Source organism: Ruegeria sp. CF1 (assembly GCF_056537445.1).
In genome coordinates, this window is record NZ_JBQFRN010000001.1 from 788,706 (window position 1) to 807,546 (window position 18,841).

The window sequence follows — 18,841 nt, forward strand, 5'->3', positions numbered from 1 at the left end:
TGGTAAATTTCAGCGCAGGCGCACTGGCTTTTGAGCAACAATGCAACACTCTGGATTCTACCAATGGTTGCATCGACTTATACTTTTTCCAGAAGTTTCCGTCAGTTGCGCACTTAGAATACGGCTAACTTACCTATTTCAAAGGCATCGACGGGCGTGTTCGAAATTTGAACACTCCATCTCACGCAACTTTTAGGAGAAGTATTTTTGAGACCGCAAAAGCGTCGTTTCTTTGTTAACAAAAATGAATCAATTCAATGCTTTTTCGAAATTATTGACTTTATCGGCAACAATCCACCGATTCGCCACATAGCACCCAAGCTGATTCTTGCTACCCGAGCACCTTGAACGGAGTCATTAAAGCGGCGAAACGTGGCGAAATTAAGGTTTCTTAATATTTCTCTCAGGATATCCCAAGGTTGCCAGTGCATCTCCTGTCTCAATGCGCGGGATCAACCGCCGAAATAGACAGGAGTCAAAATGAGCATCCGTAAATCCTCACTGCTTATTCCACGCACATCCAGCTGGATGGGAGCTACCGCACTGGGCGCGGCCATGATGGCCACCACCGCCCTGCCCGCAATGGCAGACGAGGCTCTGGCCGATCTGGTCGAAACCGTCTCGCCTTCGGTGGTCACGATCACCGCCAAGCAAGATGCCAAACCACGCCCCACACAAGGTCAGGAGTTCGACCTCGAAAACCATCCCTTTGGCGAGTTCTTTAAACGGTTCGGCGGTCCTGAAGGATTTGACATGCCGCAGCGAGGCCCCAGCCAGGGTTTGGGATCAGGCTTTGTGCTGGATAAGGCAGGATACATCGTCACCAACCACCACGTTGTCGATAACGCTAGCGAAGTGACCGTACGTCTGAGCGATAACCGCACATTCGAAGCTGAAATCGTTGGTACAGATCCGCTTACGGACATCGCCGTGCTTAAAATCGACGCAGGAGAAGACCTGCAAGCCGTTCAAATGGGTGACAGCGATGTCATTCGCGTGGGCGAAGACGTCGTCGCCATCGGCAACCCGTTTGGCCTGAATGCAACTGTTACGACCGGTATTGTTTCCGCGAAGGGGCGCAATATTTCGGAAGGTCCCTACGCCGAATTCATCCAGACCGACGCTGCTATCAACAAAGGCAACTCGGGTGGTCCGCTATTCAACATGGATGGTGAGGTGATCGGTGTAAACTCGGCGATCTATTCGCCCAGCGGCGGCTCAGTCGGGCTCGGCTTTGCGGTGACTTCGAATATTGTAGATCACATCACGGCTGATCTGCGCGATGACGGCGAGGTCAGCCGCGGTTGGTTGGGAGTGTCGATCCAGAATGTCAGCCCCGAACTGGCTGCTGCGATGGGTATCGATACGGCAACAGGTGCACTGGTATCGGATGTTGTACCTGACAGCCCGGCCGATGGCGTACTGCAGCAAGGTGACGTGATCCTGACCTTCAATGACGAAGCCGTTGATTCCAGTAGCGATCTTCCGATCCTGGTTGGCACGACCAAGGTAGGTACTGATAGCACGCTGACTGTTCTTCGAAATGGCAAAGAAGAACAGATCGAACTGACAATCGGTCAGCATCAGTCAGCCTCGGCGGCGACCGATAGCGTGGTTGAAGACAAGTTCGAAGGTACGTCGCTGGGCGTAACCGTGGCACCGCTGACCGAAACCGCCCGCGCCGAGATTGGCGTGGCCGAGAACATCGATGGTGTTGTTGTCACCGATCTGGAGCCCGAAAGCCCTGCGGCCAAGGCCGGATTGCAGCGTGGTGATGTGATCGTTCGACTGGGCAATCTGGATACCGTTACGCCAGACGCTTTGAAAGAAGCGCTGGAGAACGAAAAGACGGATCCAGCTCTGGTTTTGATCAATCGCGGTGGCAACCAGATCTTCGTCGCGGTCGAAATCGCCTAACCCTACACCTAAGCGCGCCACATGATGGGGAAATCTGGAGCGCTTATTCTGGCAGGCACGGATTGTCCACGTGCCGCCGGAACAGCCGGGTGCACCTTTGCACCCGGCATGTTTTTTTCAAAGAGTATGTGTGTTTAAATCCCATTGGGAAGGAGCCCTGACCATGAGCAGACGCTTGTTGATCGTTGAAGATGACCAAGACACACGGGACTTCATTGCCAAGGGATTTGGTGAAGAAGGCTATGTTGTCGAAGTCGCATCAGATGGCCGCGAAGGCCTGTACCACGCAACTGACGGCGGATTTGATGCGGTCGTACTGGACCGAATGCTTCCCGGGCTGGACGGGTTATCACTGATTAAGTCAATGCGTGCGGCTGGGTTGAAAACACCTGTTCTGATGTTAACCGCCATGAGTGCAGTGGATGAGCGAGTCAAAGGCCTCCGCGCGGGCGCAGACGATTATCTGGTCAAACCATTTTCATTCCAGGAACTTCATGCCCGGATCGAAGCCCTGTTGCGTCGACCGCAAGAAGCCGAAGAAACGCCTACCCTTGCGTGCCGCGATCTCGAAATGGATCTGTTGACCCGCAAGGTCACGCGCAACGGTCGTGAAATCACCCTGACCCCGCGCGAATTTCAAATTCTGGAGTTCTTTCTGCGCCGAAAAAACCGCGTCGTCTCGCGCACGATGTTGCTTGAAGGTGTGTGGGATTACCACTTTGACCCGAACACCAACGTGGTCGACGTCCATATTTCGAAACTGCGCCGCCAGCTTGATGAAGACGGAGCCGACCCGGTGATTGAAACAGTCCGAGGCGCCGGATACATGGTTTCGGATGGATAACCTGCGCCTGTCGCTGAAAAACTCTCGTACTCGGTTGGTTCTGGCCAGCATGGTGCTTAGCACTTTGCTGACGGCGACCGTTCTGACGATGGTGTATTTTACGGCCAATCGCACGATTTCAGGCGAGACGCGTTCGGTCGTTCAGGCCGAGCTTACGGGCCTCGCAGATGAATATGAACGGCGTGGCATGATCGGGTTGATCTCGGCCATCGACCGCCGCTTGCCGACAGCGGCTGAGCGGGATGCCTTGTACCTGCTGACAGGTCGGCAAGGCACGAAACTGGCGGGCAACCTGACGCATTGGCCGGAAGGGATAACTCCGGGCAGCGGCTGGGTCGATCTTCAGCTTCGCAAAGAAGATACGGATCAATATGTCCCGATCTCTGCCGCTTCAGTCCGGCTGCCGGGTGGTGAGAGGCTGCTTGTCGGGCGTGATTCATTGGCCAGACAGCAATTCGACCGGGTTCTGTTCCGGTCAGTCGCGCTGGCACTTGCCACGGCATTGGCGCTGAGTTTATTGACCGGCTGGCTGCTGACCCGGCTGGTGTTTTCACGACTGAAAGACATCGCCAATACAGCCGACAATATCGTTTCCGGAGATTTAGCTCTGCGCATGCCTCTACGAGGCACGGGCGATGAATTCGATCAGGTCGCGGCCACATTGAACAACATGCTGGATCGTATTGAAGAACTGATCAGCAACCTGCGCACAACGTCCAATTCTATTGCTCATGACCTGCGCTCTCCCCTGTCGCGACTGCGGCAACGGGTCGAATCCCTGGCTGAGCCCGGCAAAAGCGATCAAGATCGCGAGATCGACATGGCGCGCGCGACCGGCGAGATTGATCACCTGCTGCGCGTTCTCAGCCAACTGACCGAGATTTCGCGCGCCGAGGCCGGTCTGGGCCGCGAACAATTTGAACCGGTAAAGCTTTTGCAACTGGTCGGTGACGTGGTTGAGTTATACGAACCTGTCGCGTCTGATCAGAACATCCGACTTGAGGTCGTTGGAAACGCGGACCCAATCCAAGGCCATCGCCCTCTGCTGTCTCAAGCACTGTCGAACCTTCTTGAAAACGCCATGCGCTACGCCCCGCCCGGCACAGCGATCACCATCGAAATTCGAGACGACGGCGACTATGCGTTACTCAGCGTTCGCGACCGGGGCCCTGGCGTACCAGAAAGCGATCTGCCCCGATTGCAGATGCCGTTTGTCACGCTTGATCCTGCAAGGACCGGGCGCAATGCCGGTCTTGGACTGGCGCTTGTGGCGGCAATTTCGCATATGCACGGCGGCACATTTCTTGCGCGTAACCGGAAGCCAGGGCTTGAGACAACTCTGAAGTTGTCACGCAATTCGTAATTACATGAAGAGCATCTACTATAGCCTTGATAAAATTACATAACTGCAGGCAAGGAAGCGTATCCGTGAAAGCGAATGCGACCACCCTGCACCCGTTTTCCTTGAATCTGGTAATCGGGAAAAAGATTCAACAACCGGCCCAATGCAACACGACCTTCAAGACGCGCCAAAGTCAGGCCAACGCAGACATGCGGCCCGCCTGCGAAAGCTAGGTGCCTGTTCGGCTTGCGTGTGATGTCAAACCGGGTCGGGTCGGTGAACACCTCGGGATCACGGTTCGCTGCCCCGATACATAGATGCAGGTTCGTTCCTTTGGCGATCTGATGTCCTCGGATTTCAACGTCCGCCGTAGTTTCCCGGTTGCCAAATTGGTTGGGCGACCGAAAGCGCAAGACCTCTTCAACCGCCGGAGCAATCAATTCGCCATCTTCCAACAGTCTTTGGCGTTGTTCTGGATAGTCATGAAGCAGCGCCAGCCCATTGCCGATCAGATTGGTGGTCGTTTCGTGGCCCGCGTTCAGTATGAAGATGCAGTTTTGCAGAAGCTCAATCTCGCTCAGCATCTCATCCGCGCCTTCGCCACGGATCAGACGTGTCAGAACATCTGTTTCCGGATCTCCCGGTTTTGCGCGACGACGGGCGACGAGATCCCGAAGGTAAGTTTTGAAGTCGCGAACAGCAGTGTGACCCTTTTCCAGCTGAGCTTCCGTCAAAGCGGGTTCCAAAGCACCAAGGATAGCCAGAGACCAATCGCGCAGAGGCGCGCGTTCATCCATCGGTACATCCAGCAGATTGCCGATGATCTGGATTGGAATGGTCGAGGCAAAATCCGCAATCAGATCAACCCGTCCCCTGCCCGCCATATCATCCAGCAGCGTATCAACGGTTTCGATCAGACCCGGCTCCATCCGCGCGATTGCCCGGGGCGTCAGGGCTGAGGTCATGATCTTGCGCACCCGCGTGTGCAGCGGCGGATCGGAGAACACCAGTGAAGTTGTATGATGTTCGAATAACGGCGAGCCAACACCGAATTTAGGGCCGAACGCAGCCTCTTTATCCGAGGAATAAAGCGTCGTGTTGCGATAAATGGCATCCAGATCCGCATGGCGCGACAACAACATGGAACCGTCCGGCTGCCGCAATATTGGCGCATGCTCAAGCAGAGCATCGTAAAAGGGGAACGGGCCGTCGACAAACCCCTCGGGCGGGTTCATCAGGTCCAGATTTTGCGCGACATTCTCTAGGCTTAGATCGTTCATTCTTGGCCCCTCCAACGCTTGGGTAGCGGAAAGGGAAGCTGCAAACAACCTTGAGCGGGTGACAGGCCGTATCGGGCGGGATAAGACAAGGCATGTCTGATCCGATATCCGCCATCCGCAATCTTGGCCCGGCGTTCGAGCAAGCCTGCGCACGTGCGGGCATTATGACAGCTCAGGAGTTGCGAGCGTTGGGAGCAGACGAGGCTTATACGCGCCTGTTACAGGCCGGAACGCGCCCTCATTTCATCGGCTATTATGTACTGGTCATGGGCTTGCAAGGCCGACCCTGGAATGACTGCAAGGGCGAGGAAAAGAAGGCCTTGCGCGAACGGTTCGATGCGATCAAAGCCGGAGTCAGCATAGCGCCAAAGCATCGGATGATTGCCGATCTTGATGCTTTGGGCGTGCGAATTTCAGCCAAGGATTTGGCGGCAGACTAGGCTTCGAGCACCCCGATCATGTCGACCCGCGTTGCGTGGCGACCACCTTCGAATTCGGATGTCAGGAAAGCAGCCGTGATTTCCAGTGCTTGCTTTTCATCGATAATCCGCGCCCCCAGCGAGAGCATGTTTGCGTCGTTGTGCTGTCGGATCATCTGGGCCGAAAAGACATCACTGCAAACGCCACATCTGACGCCGTTGATTTTGTTCGCCGCCATCATGATACCCTGTCCGGTGCCACACAAGATGATACCAAAGCGACAATCACCCGAAGCCACGAGGCGCGCGGCGGCAGCTCCGTGTTCGGGATAATGAGTGCTTTCCGATGTGGTCGGGCCGATATCTACGACCTCCCAACCTTGGGCTTCAACGTAAGCAGAGATAGCCTGCCTGAGGTCGATTGCAGCGTGATCACTGGAAAGAACAATGCGTTTGTTTGTGCTCATGACGGCATTTCGCTCCTGTCGACTAAAGCAATGCGGACAAACACTCTTGAGCCCTGCCCTCATAAGAAAGGCCGCACCCGATATGGGGTACGGCCTAAAGCTGTGATCTGACGACCGATTAGCCGACCAGTTCGATGCCCGAGAAGAAGTAGGCGATCTCAACCGCGGCAGTTTCCGGTGCGTCCGAACCGTGGACCGAGTTTTCACCGACCGATTCAGCGAACTCGGCGCGGATGGTGCCAGGTGCTGCGTCTGCAGGGTTGGTTGCGCCCATGACTTCGCGGTTCTTTGCAATGGCACCTTCGCCTTCGAGAACCTGAACAACAACAGGGGCCGACGACATGAATTCGCACAGTTCGTCATAGAACGGACGCTCGGCGTGCACGTCATAGAACTTGCCTGCTTGAGCTTTGGTCATGTGGATGCGCTTTTGCGCAACGATGCGCAGGCCAGCTTCTTCGAACTTGGCATTGATCTTGCCAGTCAGGTTGCGGCGGGTTGCATCGGGTTTGATGATCGAGAATGTGCGTTCCAGTGCCATATTGGCCTCTCCTTGACTTAAGGGCGCGATCCTCGCGCCGAAATCCATCGCGCGCCGCCTAACATGGTATTTGTCTCATGAAAAGCGTTATGATCGTTTATCGCTCAGATCGCCTCAGGCAGTGGGTCGGTACGATCCAACCGGCGGACATAGAGCACTGCCAAAAGACCAGCAAAGCTGCTGCCGCACATCATGCTCAGCACCAGATATGGCCCATTTTCAGGGCTTACAAACGTCCCGGTCATCATGGTCAAGACAGCCCCCAGTGCCACAATCAAGGCGCCTGATAATCCAGCCGCGCTGCCGGCTAGTTTCGGACGTACCGACATCACCCCGGCCGAGGCATTTGCATTGGTCAAACCATTTCCGAAACCAACGCAGATGGCGGATCCAAAAAACACCCAGACCGAGCCCATATTGCCGATGAACAGCAGCAGCCCGCAAAATGGCCCAACCGACGCCACTACCCGACCGAACAAGATCATTGTCGTCAGCTGGGTGCGCTTTGCGATGCGCCCGGTGACAAAGTTGCCGACCATAAACCCGCCCGTGATGATACCGATGCCCAGACCCAGCATTGCTGGGCTCAGGTCGAACCAGGCTGCGGCGACCAGAGGCGCGCCGGTGATAAAACTAAAAAAACCGCCGATGGAGAACGCGGCGCATAAGGCGTAACCCCAGAACCTACGCGCGCGGAACAAATGCGGGTATTCCCGCATCTGCGCCGCGAAAGTCGACGAGCGGTTGGTGTTGGTTTCACCCATGTCAGCCCAAAGCAGCAACAGCACCCCTGCCCCAAGCAGCGAATACAGCACGAACCCGGCCCGCCAACCAAAAAGCATATCCAGCGCGCCACCTAGCATTGGCCCAAGCATCGGTGCCAGTGCCATGGCCATTGCGACATAGCCCAGCTTGCTGGCGGCCTCGTTTGGTGGATATCGGTCGCGGATCGAAGCACTCGACAGCACCGGCCCGGCCACCACCGCCGCCTGAATCATCCGAAACGAAAGGAAAACCCAGATTGACTCGGCTAAAACGCATCCAATTGATGCGGCGACAAATATGACCATCGCGATCAACAAAACCGGCCTGCGCCCGTAGCGATCCGACAGCGGCCCGACGATCAACTGCAAGACCGCCGAGACAAATAGGTACCCTGCGACGGCCACGTTCATCAGGCCATAATCCACGCCGAAATCTTCGCTCATATGCGCCAGCGACGGAAGGAACATGTTCAGTGTCAGAACCGAGAGCGCCGTTGCAAAGATCAGCGTAATCAGGGTTGGAGGAGATTGAGCCGCACGCATATCGAAACCGTTTGGAAGACGAACCGGAACAGCGCTAACACATTGCTTCTGGCTTGAACATGGTGACCTCTGGCGGCGTCTTGGATGCTCTGATAAGAGCGCCTCATGCTACGGATCGATAACATCACATACGCCGTTGAAGGGCGTCCTCTGTTCGACGGGGCCAGTGCGACCATTCCCGATGGCCACAAGGTCGGCCTTGTCGGGCGCAATGGTACCGGAAAGACGACGCTCTTTCGGTTGATCCGGGGCGAGCTGTCGCTGGAATCAGGCAATATATCCCTGCCAAAACGCGCGCGGATCGGGGGCGTGGCGCAGGAAGTGCCGTCCTCGGATGTCTCGCTGATCAACACGGTTCTGGCCGCGGATGTGGAACGCAGCACATTGATGGCCGAAGCAGACAGCGCAATAGATCCGGACCGAATTGCTGAAATCCAGACACGGCTGGCTGATATCGACGCATGGTCGGCTGAGGCTCGGGCAGCCTCAATTCTCAAAGGACTGGGCTTTGACGATGAGGATCAGCTGAAACCCTGTTCGGATTTCTCGGGCGGATGGCGCATGAGGGTAGCGCTGGCGGCCGTACTGTTTTCGCAGCCTGACCTGTTGCTGTTGGACGAACCGACCAACTATCTGGACCTTGAAGGTGCGTTGTGGCTTGAAAGCTATCTGGCCAAATACCCTCACACCGTCATCATCATCAGCCACGACCGGGGGTTGTTGAACCGCGCCGTCGGATCAATTCTGCATCTCGAAGATCGCAAACTGACTTATTACGCGGTTCCCTACGACAAGTTTGCCGAACGTCGCGCTGAACGTCTGGCACAAGCAGAGTCGGAAAACGCCAAGGCCAAGGCCCGCATCGCACATCTGCAAAGTTTCGTGGATCGTTTCCGCTATAAGGCGTCAAAGGCCGTTCAGGCCCAGTCTCGTTTGAAGATGATCGAGCGCATCCAACTGGTTTCAACTCCGCAAGAGGCGGCTTTGCGCGCCTTTTCATTCCCCGAGCCAGAAGAACTGTCGCCACCGATCATTCAACTTGAAGGAGGGGTAACCGGTTATGGTGAGACCGAGGTTCTGCGACGACTGAACCTGCGTATTGATCAGGATGATCGGATCGCTCTGCTGGGCAAGAATGGTCAGGGCAAGTCAACCCTTTCAAAACTGCTATCTGACCGCCTACCCCTGATGGCGGGTAAAATGACCCGAAGCTCCAAGCTGCGCATCGGCTATTTCGCGCAGCATCAGGTAGATGAGCTGTATGTGGACGAAACACCATTGGATCACCTGCGCCGCCTGCGCCCGAATGAGGCGCCCGGCAAGTGGCGCTCGCGTCTGGCGGGGTTCGGATTGAACGCGGATCAGGCGGAAACGTTAGTCGGGCGTCTTTCTGGCGGGCAAAAAGCGCGTTTGTCGCTGCTGATCGCTACCATCGACGCGCCGCATATGCTGATCCTTGACGAACCGACGAACCATCTGGACATCGAAAGCCGCGAAGCGCTGGTCGAAGCGCTGACTGCCTATTCCGGCGCGGTCATCTTGGTCAGCCACGACATGCACCTACTGTCGCTTGTCGCTGATCGGCTATGGCTGGTCTCGGATGGCACCGTGAAGCCATTCGATGGCGATCTTGAGGCCTATCGCGCTCTTTTGCTGGCCCGCGAGAAACCGGTCAAAGATAAACTACAGGCGCCCAAACCCAAACGTGCGTCACGCGAGACCGTATTGGCCCTGCGTGCGGATCTGCGCAAATGCGAAGACCGGGTCGAGAAACTGACCGATATGCACGACAAGCTTTCTGCCAAGCTGGCGGATCCTGCGCTTTATGAAGATGACCGGATCAACGATCTGGAAACCTGGAACCGCAAATTCGCCGAGGTGGTCGAAGCCATGCAAAAGGCTGAAGCCCTATGGGTCGCCGCCGCAGAACGGTTGGAACAGGCAGAGAGCGCAGCATGATCGACATGGCCTTTTTCATAACGGCTTTCACCACGATGTTTGTGGTGATCGACCCTTTCGGAACCACGCCAATTTTCGTTGCCTTGACGCAGGACATGGATGCGGCCACACGCCGTAAGATTGCCATTCGCAGCTGCCTGACCGCGGTTTTCATCCTGATCGCCTTTGCCGCTTTTGGTGAAGCGGTTCTTGGATTCGTCGGCATCTCGATGGAAGCCTTCCGCGTTGCAGGTGGCGCGCTTTTGTTTCTGACTGCGCTGGACATGCTGTTCGACCGCCGTACCAAACGCCGCGAGGACCGCGCCGAGGAAGAAGATCATTCTGACCCTTCGGTTTTCCCCCTGGCCATACCCCTGATCGCGGGCCCTGGATCGATCGCAACAATCATTCTTTTGGCCGGACAAAACCCGGGCGTCCCTGGGATCGCAGCGGCCTGCGCTGTTATGCTTGCCGTCATGTTGGTTGTATTTGTGTTCTTTCTGGCCGGAGGCATGATCGCCCGTATTCTCGGTAAAACCGGGCTGAACGTGCTGACACGGCTGCTGGGTATGCTGCTGGCCGCACTGTCGGTTCAGTTCATTCTTGATGGCCTCAAAGCCTTTGGTTTCGCCTCGTGAAACACCATATTGGTATGAGACAACTGATTTCGGGTGATTGAATGGACGGCTACGATATTGGGCGATTGACCTATCTGGTTTTGCTGGGTGCTGCCCTGTTGATGTGGTTTATCACTCAGAACCGTCAGTCGTTGGGAAAAACCATGCAGCAGGTCGCGGCTTGGGTGTTTATCTTTATCGGTGTCATTGCCGTTGTCGGATTGTGGGATGACATCCGTTCAACCGTCAGCCCGACCCCGCAACTGACCGTAACTGATCAGCGGATTGAAGTGCCCCGCTCTTATGATGGACACTACTATTTACCAATGCTGGTGAATGGCACAGCGGTGACCTTTCTGGTCGATACCGGGGCCAGCAATATCGTCATCAGCCCGAAAGATGCCGAACGAATTGGAATCGATACGGATCAATTGAACTATCTCGGCCGCGCCTCGACGGCCAATGGCATTGTGCGTACAGCGCCGGTTCGGCTGGACAGCCTGTCTTTGGGCCCCATCACCGATCGCGGTATCCCGGCCTCGGTCAATGAAGGCGATCTGGGTCAATCCTTGCTAGGGATGGCGTATCTGCACCGCTTTTCGAACATCCAGTTCGCAGATGGGCGTCTAATCCTGTCGCGTTGACCGCATTCTCCAATTGAGAACAAAATGAGAACATGCTAATTTGATCAGCATGTCCACCAATCTTCTTGGCCGCAAGCCCGCGCGCACCCCACCCGGGGTGGCCCTGCACCCACAGATCAGTCTGCAACTGGCCCGTGTACACGAAGCCTGCGGCCCTGCCCGGCGTAGCTTTGCTCTGTGGGTGGCGGCGCAGACTCAAGGGCCAGTGATGTGGATTGCCCCGGCTTGGGAGGTGGCGCAGCTGCATCCCGAGGGCATGCTGCCTTTTGCCGATCCGTCCCGGTTTCTACTGATCCGCCCTGACAAACCCGAAGACCTGTTGTGGTGCATGGAAGAAGCCTTGCGCAGCGGTGCCGCCCCGTTGGTCATTGGCGATTTGCCCGGCCCGCCGGGTCTGACCCCGGTCCGGCGGATGCATCTGGCTGCCGAACAGGGCGGCATATCGGGACAGGCTCCGCTGGGGCTATTGCTGACGCCTGACGATGGTGGCGCACAGGGGATTGAGACGCGCTGGCATATGGTGCCCACCTATCGGGACGAGGCCTGCAGTTGGTGTCTGACCCGCCGCCGCGCCCGCGCCCTGCCCCCGGCCAGTTGGCACGTGACGCGGGCCGCTCCTCATTCCGGACTGCAGCTAAAGCAGATCAAATCCGAAGACGCCCCGATGATCACATAACTTGTGACTGGCCAAAACCGGACTTGCCCCCTAGCGTGCCGGCATGACACACCCGATCCATGACAGCCGATATTCCTGGCTTCGCCTGCTGATCACCCTGGCCATCGCAACCGTGGTCAATGTGGGCATGTGGGCTGTGATCGTCGTCATGCCCGCCATCGAGGCCGAGTTTGGCGCAGACCGAGCCGCAGCGTCGATGCCCTATACGCTCGCCATGATCGGCTTTGCCTTCGGCAACATGTGGCTAGGCAAGCTGGTGGACCGACTGGGCGTGACAATGGCGTTGATCGGCGCCGCTGTGCTGAGCGCGGTAAGCTATCTGCTGGCAACCCTTGCGCCGAATATTGCGCTGCTGTCGGTTGCGCATCTTCTGCTGGGGCTCGGCACGTCAATCGGATTTGGACCGCTGATCGCCGATATCTCGCATTGGTTCATGCGCAGGCGAGGGATTGCCGTGGCACTGGTGGCCAGTGGCAACTACCTGTCGGGCGCGATCTGGCCCACGCTGCTGTCGGGCATTCTGCAGCGCGACGGGTGGCAGCAGGTTTATCTGAGCCTCGCCGTCATCACCCTGGTCGCCGTCATTCCTCTGTCCCTGCTTTTGCGCAGACAGGTCCCCATCGAGGCGCACGGCACGGCAGCAGCGGCAGCACAGGTCAAAGCACAAAGCGTCGGCTTTTCACCCCGCGCCCTGCAGTACATCCTTGGGCTGGCTGGTATCGGCTGCTGCGTGGCCATGTCGATGCCCCAGGTCCATATTGTCTCCTATTGTGTGGGCTTGGGCTATGGCCCGGCCGTTGGTGCCGAGATGCTGTCTCTGATGCTGTTGGGCGGCGTGGTTAGCCGCATCATCTCGGGGCTTGTCGCGGACCGGTTGGGAGGGCTTTCAACACTGCTGATCGGCTCGGTCCTGCAATGTATCGCTCTGTTCCTGTTTCTCCCTTATGATGGGATGGTTTCGCTTTATGTCGTCAGCATGCTATTCGGGCTGGCCCAGGGTGGTATCGTCCCCAGCTACGCGCTGATTGTACGTGAATATATGCCCCCGCAAGAGGCCGGTGCGCGCGTGGGTTTTGTCATGATGATGACTATCCTCGGCATGGCTCTGGGTGGTTGGATGTCGGGCTGGATCTATGACGTGACTGGCAGTTATCAGCTTGCTTTCATCAATGGCATCCTTTGGAACGGGCTGAACATCGCAATCGTGCTGATGCTCATGAAACGCTCGCGCCCGCGCGGTCGTACGGCGATGGCATGAGGAACCTTACCCGACGCAGCCTGATTGCAAGCCTTTGCGCGTTACCAATGGCACGGGCAGCGATGGCCGCCCTCACCCCATATGCGCTGGCAGCATCGCGCAGTTCCGTTGGCTTCACCTATGATTTGTCCGGCACGCTTCAGACGGGCACGATGCCAGTACAGTCGGCCCAAATTCTGATTGATACCAATCGCTTGCAAAACAGCCGGGTCGATGTCGTGCTGGACGTGGCCCGGGCGCGGACGAATCTACCATTTGCCCGAGGTCCGATGTTGGGAAAAAGTGTGTTGAACGCTGCCCAATACCCCACCATCCGTTTCATCACGACTAAGATTCAGCTGGGACCCACTGGCCGTATCTCGGAAGGTGCAACCGTGACCGGCGATCTGACAGTGCGCGGTATCACGCGTCCGGTGACTTTGAGCGCCAATCTGTATCGGAGACCGGGAAGCGCGGTGGATGATTTGGACACCCTGTCCATCCGGCTAGAGGGGGCGATCAATCGAAATGAGTTTGGCGCGTCTGGATATCCTGATCTTGTACAACCCACGATCGGCCTGGACATCCACGCCGAAATCATCCGGCAGGATTAACCACAAAAAAGGCAAAAAACGACGTCAGGGCGTCGATTAGGCGCGCGCATTTCGTGGCGACAAGGTCAAGTTGCACCTATCATGCGTACGATCATTTCATTTGCCGCCCTCTTTCTTTCGGTCATTCTGCTGCAGCTCTCAACGGGCGGTGTTGGTCCGCTGGATGCAATCTCGGGGCTGACGCTTGATTTTTCGACCGAACAGATCGGTCTGCTGGGGTCATCGCACTTCATTGGGTTCTTTGTTGGTTGCTGGTGGGCTCCGCGGCTTATGGGCAGCGTCGGGCACTCGCGCGCATTTGCGGTCTGCACCGCTTTGGGCGCGATGGGTTTGCTGGGGCATACGCTGACTGAAAACCCTTATGTCTGGGCCGCGCTGCGTATCGCGTCGGGCACTTGTGTCGCCGGTTGTTACACCGTGATCGAGGCTTGGCTGAACGCCAAGGTCACCAACGAAACCCGTGGGCGCGCGATGGGTACCTACCGTATCGCCGATATGGGGGCCTCGCTTTGTGCACAGCTTATCATTGCTGTTCTGCCACCCGCCTCTTACGTTTCATACAACCTGCTTGCGATCCTATGCTGTGCATCGATCTTGCCGCTGGCCCTAACTCGCGCCAGCCAACCCAAGACACCGGACACCCCGCGCCTGCGCCCCAAGCTGGCCTGGCACAGCTCACCACTGGCTGTGGCGGGCGTTATCGTGGCTGCGCTCAGTTCGGCATCATTGCGCATGGTCGGCCCGGTATACGGTCAGGAGGTCGGACTGGGCGTAGATCAGATTGCATTCTTTCTGGCCTCTTTCGTTCTGGGCGGCGCACTGGCCCAGTACCCCTTGGGTTGGCTCGCAGACAAGTATGATCGACGCTGGGTGCTGATCTGGCTATCCGTGGCAGCGGTGCTAAGCTGCGGTGTCACGATGTTGGCTAGCGGAACTGGAACGGTCGGCGTTATGCTGGCCGCCGGGTTCTTTGGCCTGACCACGTTTCCGATTTTCTCGGTTTCCTCGGCGCATGCGAATGATTTTGCCACGACCGAACAACGCGTTGAATTGGCAGCGGCCTTGATGTTCTGGTACGCGCTGGGGGCGATTGCATCGCCCTACATCTCATCCACGTTGATCCAGCAATTCGGCCCTGGAGCCCTGTTTGCTTTTGTTGCATTGGGTCATGTGTTTCTTATTGTTTTTGGCCTCGCCCGTATGCGCTCGCGCCCGACGCCCGAGAAACGGACGAATTATGTCTATGCTCCGCGCACATCCTTTACCATCGGCAGGCTGCTCAAGGGTTCTCGCGAAAAGCAATGAAAAAGGGCCGGGAAATCCCGGCCCTTCTGTTTTACTGCTGGACCGCTGGCCCATGGCCCTCGACCACGTCGACCACCTCATCTGGGTCCACGGTGCTCTCAAGCGCACCGTTCACCACGCCCCCGACGCCGTTCTCCATGGACAAGCCAAGCTCTTCGCCCAGTTTCTTGAGCGCTGGCATCTGCACGGCCATTCCCATGATCGAATCCAACGCCTGATTGACAACCGGCTTTTCACCGCTTGAAACACCACCACCATTGGCAGCTCCGATCCCACCAACCTGATGGATTTTGATCGAGTCGATTTTTTCGGCCGGTTTGACCATTTCCGAGATGATCGAGGGCATGGTTTCAATGCGGGTCAAGTCGACCTTCATCCGGATCTGCTCAGGTGACAGGGCATTGTCGGCCTCTACGATCGCACGCTTACCTTCCGCCTCGGCCAGCATGTCGTTCTTCTTGGCCTCGGCGCGAATGTTCAACGCGTCTGCTTCGGCCTGCGCTTCCTCGCGGCGGGCTTCGGCGCGATCTGCGGCGGCCTCTTTCTCGGCCTGCGCTGACAAACGGATCGCGGTGGCCTGACGTTCGGCCTCACGGGTGGCTTCAATCAGAACAATCTGCTTCTGGCGCTCGGCCTCGGCCACTTCGCGCGCCGTAGCCACGGCTTCGGTTGCTTTGGTCGCCTCGGCTCGAGCCAGATCGGCGGATGCGCGCGCGCGGCTTTCCTCTTCGGATTTCTGCGCGATGATGATCTGGCGTTCCTGTTCCGCGACTTCGATCTCACGCTCTTTGGCGATCTCGGCATCGCGGATTTTGCGCTCGCGCTCAATCTCGGCGGAACGAATGGCCTCTTCACGGGCAATCCGGGCGCGTTCGGTTTCGCGTACCGAGTCTTCAGTTCGCGCTGCGATCTCCGCCTCTTGCGCCACACGAAGAGTTTCCACCTTCTGCGCCTGCTCGATGCGCGCCTGCTGTTCGTCCTGTTCGATCAGCAACTTCTGACGCTCCGCTTCCATCGCCGCACGACGCACCTCAACCTCGGCCTCGGCGTCGATCTGCGCGCGTTCTTTTTTGGATATGGCGATCACCTCGGCCAGCTTACGCATACCCACGGCGTTAAAGGCGTTATTCTCGTCCAGAGCCTCGAACGGGGTCTGGTCCAGCGCGGTCAGCGAGACGGACTCCAGCGAAAGACCGTTCTTAAGCAGGTCCTCGGACACCGCATTCTGCACCTCTTGCACAAAGTCGGCGCGGTTTTCATGCAGACCGTCCATGGTCATCTGAGCGGCCACAGCGCGCAGACCGTCGATCAGCTTGCCTTCGATCATCTCACGTAGTTGCTCGACGTCAAAGGTGCGATCACCCAGCGTTTGCGCGGCGCGTGCGATGCCCTCTTCAGTCGCCATCACCGAGACGTAGAATTCGACACCCACGTCGACACGCATCCGGTCTTTGGTGATGAGCGCGGCCTCACCGCTGCGCTGCACCTCAAGGCGCAGAGTCTTCATGTTGACCGGGCTGACTTCGTGCAGCAACGGTACGATGATGACGCCGCCATCCATGATGACCTTTTTGCCACCCGCGCCGGTTTTCACCAGGCTGATCTCGCGCGTGGCGCGTCGATAAAGGCGGCCAAGTACAAGGCCTATGAACAAGAGTACGGCTAAAATAGTCACAACTGTAACGGCCAGGAATGATAGTTCCATGCAATATCCTCCGGATTGGGGTTAAGATTTTTTGGTTAAACTGACATGCGAACCAGAACGAACCGGTCGCGCCGTCGATCACGCAGAACAAGGACTTCTGTTCCCTGCTCCAGCGCATCTTTGTCCTGCAACGGCTCTGCGCGCAGGTAGTGCGTGTTGCCAAAGCGATCCATGACGCGGACTTCGGCTGGACGGCCTCGCGATGCGATACCCTGAGTGATCACGCCACGGCGGCGGGCCAGCATCCGTTCCGACATCGCTTCGGTTTCGGTTTTGGGCAGGAGGCGAGCGAAGACACCACCAAAGCCACGTGCGAACCATAGGCCGAACACTCCGGCCGGAATCGCGGCCAACCATGCAGGTAAGTCAAAGCCCAGCAGATCACGCAGCGCCAGTTGCAGGCCTATGCCACTCAGGCCGAAACCAGCCAGCAGCACAACGAGCCAGATCATGAATGGCATCTTGCCAATGCCCAACCAGCCAAACGGGCCGACGGGCGTAGCCGCAGGCACATCGGTTTCAATTTCGGCCAGTTCCAAGTCACCCAGATCGATGTCGGCGTCGATATCCAGATCAAAGTCGGCGATGTCCAGATCGGGCGCGCCGACCATGTCCAGATCAACCTCGCCCTCGCCTGCCAGAAGACTTCCCCCGAAAACCAATGCGATCAGTTCAAGGCCCAGAAGACCGAACAGAAGCGCAAGCGCCAAGGTAAAGGGCACAAATGCGCCCTCTAGTAAAAAGTCAAACATCAGAAGATTGCCCTCGTTATTGTATACTTTTGTATACATTTTAAATGGGAAGTCATTGCTACAATTTCAAGAGGTTGTGATTCTGTGTTTCAACCTGAGGTTATTTAAATTCAAATATCTGGTACAATCTGCAACCATGACATTAAGCTCAATTTCTTTCGCCCGAGCGAAACGTATCACCTGTTCACACCTGCTGGAGTAATTCTCTAATCGGTGGGCTTTGGCGGTGGTGCCGGGATCATTTCATCCAGGATTGATCCCGCCTCATATCCCAGCAGGTCAACCCGCATCCGTTCCGGGTCTCCGAACACCCATGCACCAACATGCTTCTGCATTCGAACGTATCCGGCGTATCCAGCCAACGCGTCGTTCCCATGAGCGTTCTCAGCGAACAGAACCTGCCCGGCAGCAACCTTTTCCGGCATCACGCGCTGTAGGTACAGTAGCACGACATTGACGTCTTTGACGCTGGAGCCGCCGTGATGCACGACATACATCTTGGTCCACTCCTCTTCGCTTATGGCTGCGCGTGCGTCGGACACGGCGGAATGAAGTGCGTTCAACTCCGCACGTGAAGATTTCTCCATATTCTCTGCCCAGATGGGCCGCATGTCGTTGATCACCTGCGAAACCGCTTCACGTGTGATCTGATCCTTGTCGAGTGCACCTTGAGCAAATGCCCGGGCTGTTTCGAGCATTTTGCGCTGGCTCGCCAAGTCGCCCTCGGTCATGCCCAGTTCGCCCAATGTCGCAAGAAATACATCTATCTCATTGATGATAATTGCAAACTCCGCCTTCCAGCGCTCATCATCGGTATTATCATCAGGCCATGGAGTCACCGCCCCGATCAATCCCAACACAACATGCGACGTGGACTTCAGATGTTGATAGGTTGGCGCATCCCTTGGATAGCTCGCCTCTCCGTCTTCGGTCATGACTGTGACATCACGTGCGATAATCATGACGGGCCGGGTTTCAGCCGTCAGCGCATCCTGGCCACGGTGAAAGATCGAGAGCATAGCGTGGTCAAAAGCATGCACCGGATCATCTGTGGCGCTCTGGTCGGCGATGGCGCTGGCGGTAAATACAATAGCTGCAACGGCGGCACAGCAGCCCATCCATAAACTCTGCATAATGAAATTCCCCCTAAGCTGGGTTCTCCTGATCATCATACACCATTGGTACGCACGGGGCGAAATCGCTGACGAACGCGACACAAACTCGCGGGAATGCACG

Annotated in this window: 18 protein-coding genes; 11 read left to right on the plus strand and 7 right to left on the minus strand. The window is 57.0% G+C overall.

Annotated features, from left to right (window positions below; translation table 11 throughout):
- The first annotated feature begins 480 nt into the window (after positions 1-480).
- The 3 genes from ACRZ96_RS03995 to ACRZ96_RS04005 all read left to right on the plus strand — a co-directional run bounded on the left by ACRZ96_RS03995 (position 481) and on the right by ACRZ96_RS04005 (position 4,124).
- On the plus strand, positions 481-1,917 hold the full coding sequence (locus ACRZ96_RS03995) for a DegQ family serine endoprotease (RefSeq protein ID WP_480704618.1): 1,437 nt from the start codon (positions 481-483) through the stop codon (positions 1,915-1,917).
- A gap of 163 nt (positions 1,918-2,080) precedes the next feature.
- On the plus strand, positions 2,081-2,761 hold the full coding sequence (locus ACRZ96_RS04000) for a response regulator transcription factor (protein WP_170393316.1): 681 nt from the start codon (positions 2,081-2,083) through the stop codon (positions 2,759-2,761).
- Positions 2,754-4,124 (plus strand): sensor histidine kinase, encoded by a 1,371-nt coding sequence (locus tag ACRZ96_RS04005; RefSeq protein ID WP_170563499.1) that lies wholly within the window; start codon positions 2,754-2,756, stop codon positions 4,122-4,124. The genes ACRZ96_RS04000 and ACRZ96_RS04005 overlap by 8 nt, the downstream gene beginning before the upstream one ends.
- 35 nt (positions 4,125-4,159) lie before the next feature.
- Here the strand turns inward: ACRZ96_RS04005 and ACRZ96_RS04010 are convergent, their stop codons facing one another.
- Entirely contained in the window at positions 4,160-5,383 is a 1,224-nt protein-coding gene (locus tag ACRZ96_RS04010) for a cytochrome P450 (protein WP_480814251.1), read from the minus strand.
- Positions 5,384-5,475: 92 nt separating this feature from the next.
- Here ACRZ96_RS04010 and ACRZ96_RS04015 point away from each other — a divergent pair, with 92 nt between their 5' ends.
- The gene (locus ACRZ96_RS04015) at positions 5,476-5,823 is read left to right on the plus strand and encodes a TfoX/Sxy family protein (RefSeq protein ID WP_480704614.1); all 348 of its coding nucleotides are present in this window, start codon (positions 5,476-5,478) and stop codon (positions 5,821-5,823) included.
- Here the strand turns inward: ACRZ96_RS04015 and rpiB are convergent.
- From rpiB to ACRZ96_RS04030, 3 genes are all read right to left on the minus strand, one after another.
- A complete protein-coding gene (rpiB, locus tag ACRZ96_RS04020) occupies positions 5,820-6,269 on the minus strand; it encodes a ribose 5-phosphate isomerase B (RefSeq protein WP_480704612.1) in 450 nt (149 codons plus the stop codon). The genes ACRZ96_RS04015 and rpiB overlap by 4 nt on opposite strands.
- 118 nt (positions 6,270-6,387) lie before the next feature.
- On the minus strand, positions 6,388-6,810 hold the full coding sequence (gene ndk, locus ACRZ96_RS04025) for a nucleoside-diphosphate kinase (protein ID WP_008757405.1): 423 nt from the start codon (positions 6,808-6,810) through the stop codon (positions 6,388-6,390).
- Between the two features lie 104 nt (positions 6,811-6,914).
- Complete coding sequence (locus tag ACRZ96_RS04030) at positions 6,915-8,117, minus strand: multidrug effflux MFS transporter (RefSeq protein ID WP_170405251.1); 1,203 nt, start codon at positions 8,115-8,117, stop codon at positions 6,915-6,917.
- Positions 8,118-8,222: 105 nt separating this feature from the next.
- Between ACRZ96_RS04030 and ACRZ96_RS04035 the strand changes: the two genes are divergently transcribed.
- The 7 genes from ACRZ96_RS04035 (at position 8,223) to ACRZ96_RS04065 (ending at position 15,148) form a co-directional block, all read left to right on the plus strand.
- Complete coding sequence (locus ACRZ96_RS04035; protein ID WP_480704610.1) at positions 8,223-10,076, plus strand: ABC-F family ATP-binding cassette domain-containing protein; 1,854 nt, start codon at positions 8,223-8,225, stop codon at positions 10,074-10,076.
- Positions 10,073-10,693 (plus strand): MarC family protein, encoded by a 621-nt coding sequence (locus ACRZ96_RS04040; RefSeq protein ID WP_170393323.1) that lies wholly within the window; start codon positions 10,073-10,075, stop codon positions 10,691-10,693. Before ACRZ96_RS04035 ends, ACRZ96_RS04040 begins: the two co-directional genes overlap by 4 nt.
- A gap of 41 nt (positions 10,694-10,734) precedes the next feature.
- Entirely contained in the window at positions 10,735-11,316 is a 582-nt protein-coding gene (locus ACRZ96_RS04045) for a TIGR02281 family clan AA aspartic protease (protein WP_170563097.1), read from the plus strand.
- A gap of 49 nt (positions 11,317-11,365) precedes the next feature.
- Positions 11,366-11,992, plus strand: coding sequence for a hypothetical protein (locus ACRZ96_RS04050; protein WP_170510792.1), 627 nt, complete (start codon positions 11,366-11,368; stop codon positions 11,990-11,992).
- A 43-nt stretch (positions 11,993-12,035) separates the two neighbouring features.
- On the plus strand, positions 12,036-13,250 hold the full coding sequence (locus tag ACRZ96_RS04055) for an MFS transporter (protein ID WP_170421226.1): 1,215 nt from the start codon (positions 12,036-12,038) through the stop codon (positions 13,248-13,250).
- The gene (locus tag ACRZ96_RS04060) at positions 13,247-13,843 is read left to right on the plus strand and encodes a YceI family protein (protein ID WP_170563100.1); all 597 of its coding nucleotides are present in this window, start codon (positions 13,247-13,249) and stop codon (positions 13,841-13,843) included. Before ACRZ96_RS04055 ends, ACRZ96_RS04060 begins: the two co-directional genes overlap by 4 nt.
- Before the next feature lie 81 nt (positions 13,844-13,924).
- Positions 13,925-15,148: an MFS transporter gene (locus ACRZ96_RS04065; RefSeq protein WP_170393328.1), complete on the plus strand. Its 1,224-nt coding sequence runs from the start codon at positions 13,925-13,927 to the stop codon at positions 15,146-15,148.
- A 31-nt stretch (positions 15,149-15,179) separates the two neighbouring features.
- Here ACRZ96_RS04065 and ACRZ96_RS04070 read toward each other — a convergent pair whose 3' ends face one another.
- From ACRZ96_RS04070 to ACRZ96_RS04080, 3 genes are all read right to left on the minus strand, one after another.
- Positions 15,180-16,853 (minus strand): flotillin domain-containing protein, encoded by a 1,674-nt coding sequence (locus ACRZ96_RS04070; RefSeq protein ID WP_170595861.1) that lies wholly within the window; start codon positions 16,851-16,853, stop codon positions 15,180-15,182.
- A 35-nt stretch (positions 16,854-16,888) separates the two neighbouring features.
- Complete coding sequence (locus tag ACRZ96_RS04075) at positions 16,889-17,605, minus strand: OB-fold-containig protein (protein WP_480814252.1); 717 nt, start codon at positions 17,603-17,605, stop codon at positions 16,889-16,891.
- 206 nt (positions 17,606-17,811) lie between these two features.
- Positions 17,812-18,738 (minus strand): hypothetical protein, encoded by a 927-nt coding sequence (locus ACRZ96_RS04080; RefSeq protein ID WP_480814253.1) that lies wholly within the window; start codon positions 18,736-18,738, stop codon positions 17,812-17,814.
- Between the last annotated feature and the right edge of the window lie 103 nt (positions 18,739-18,841).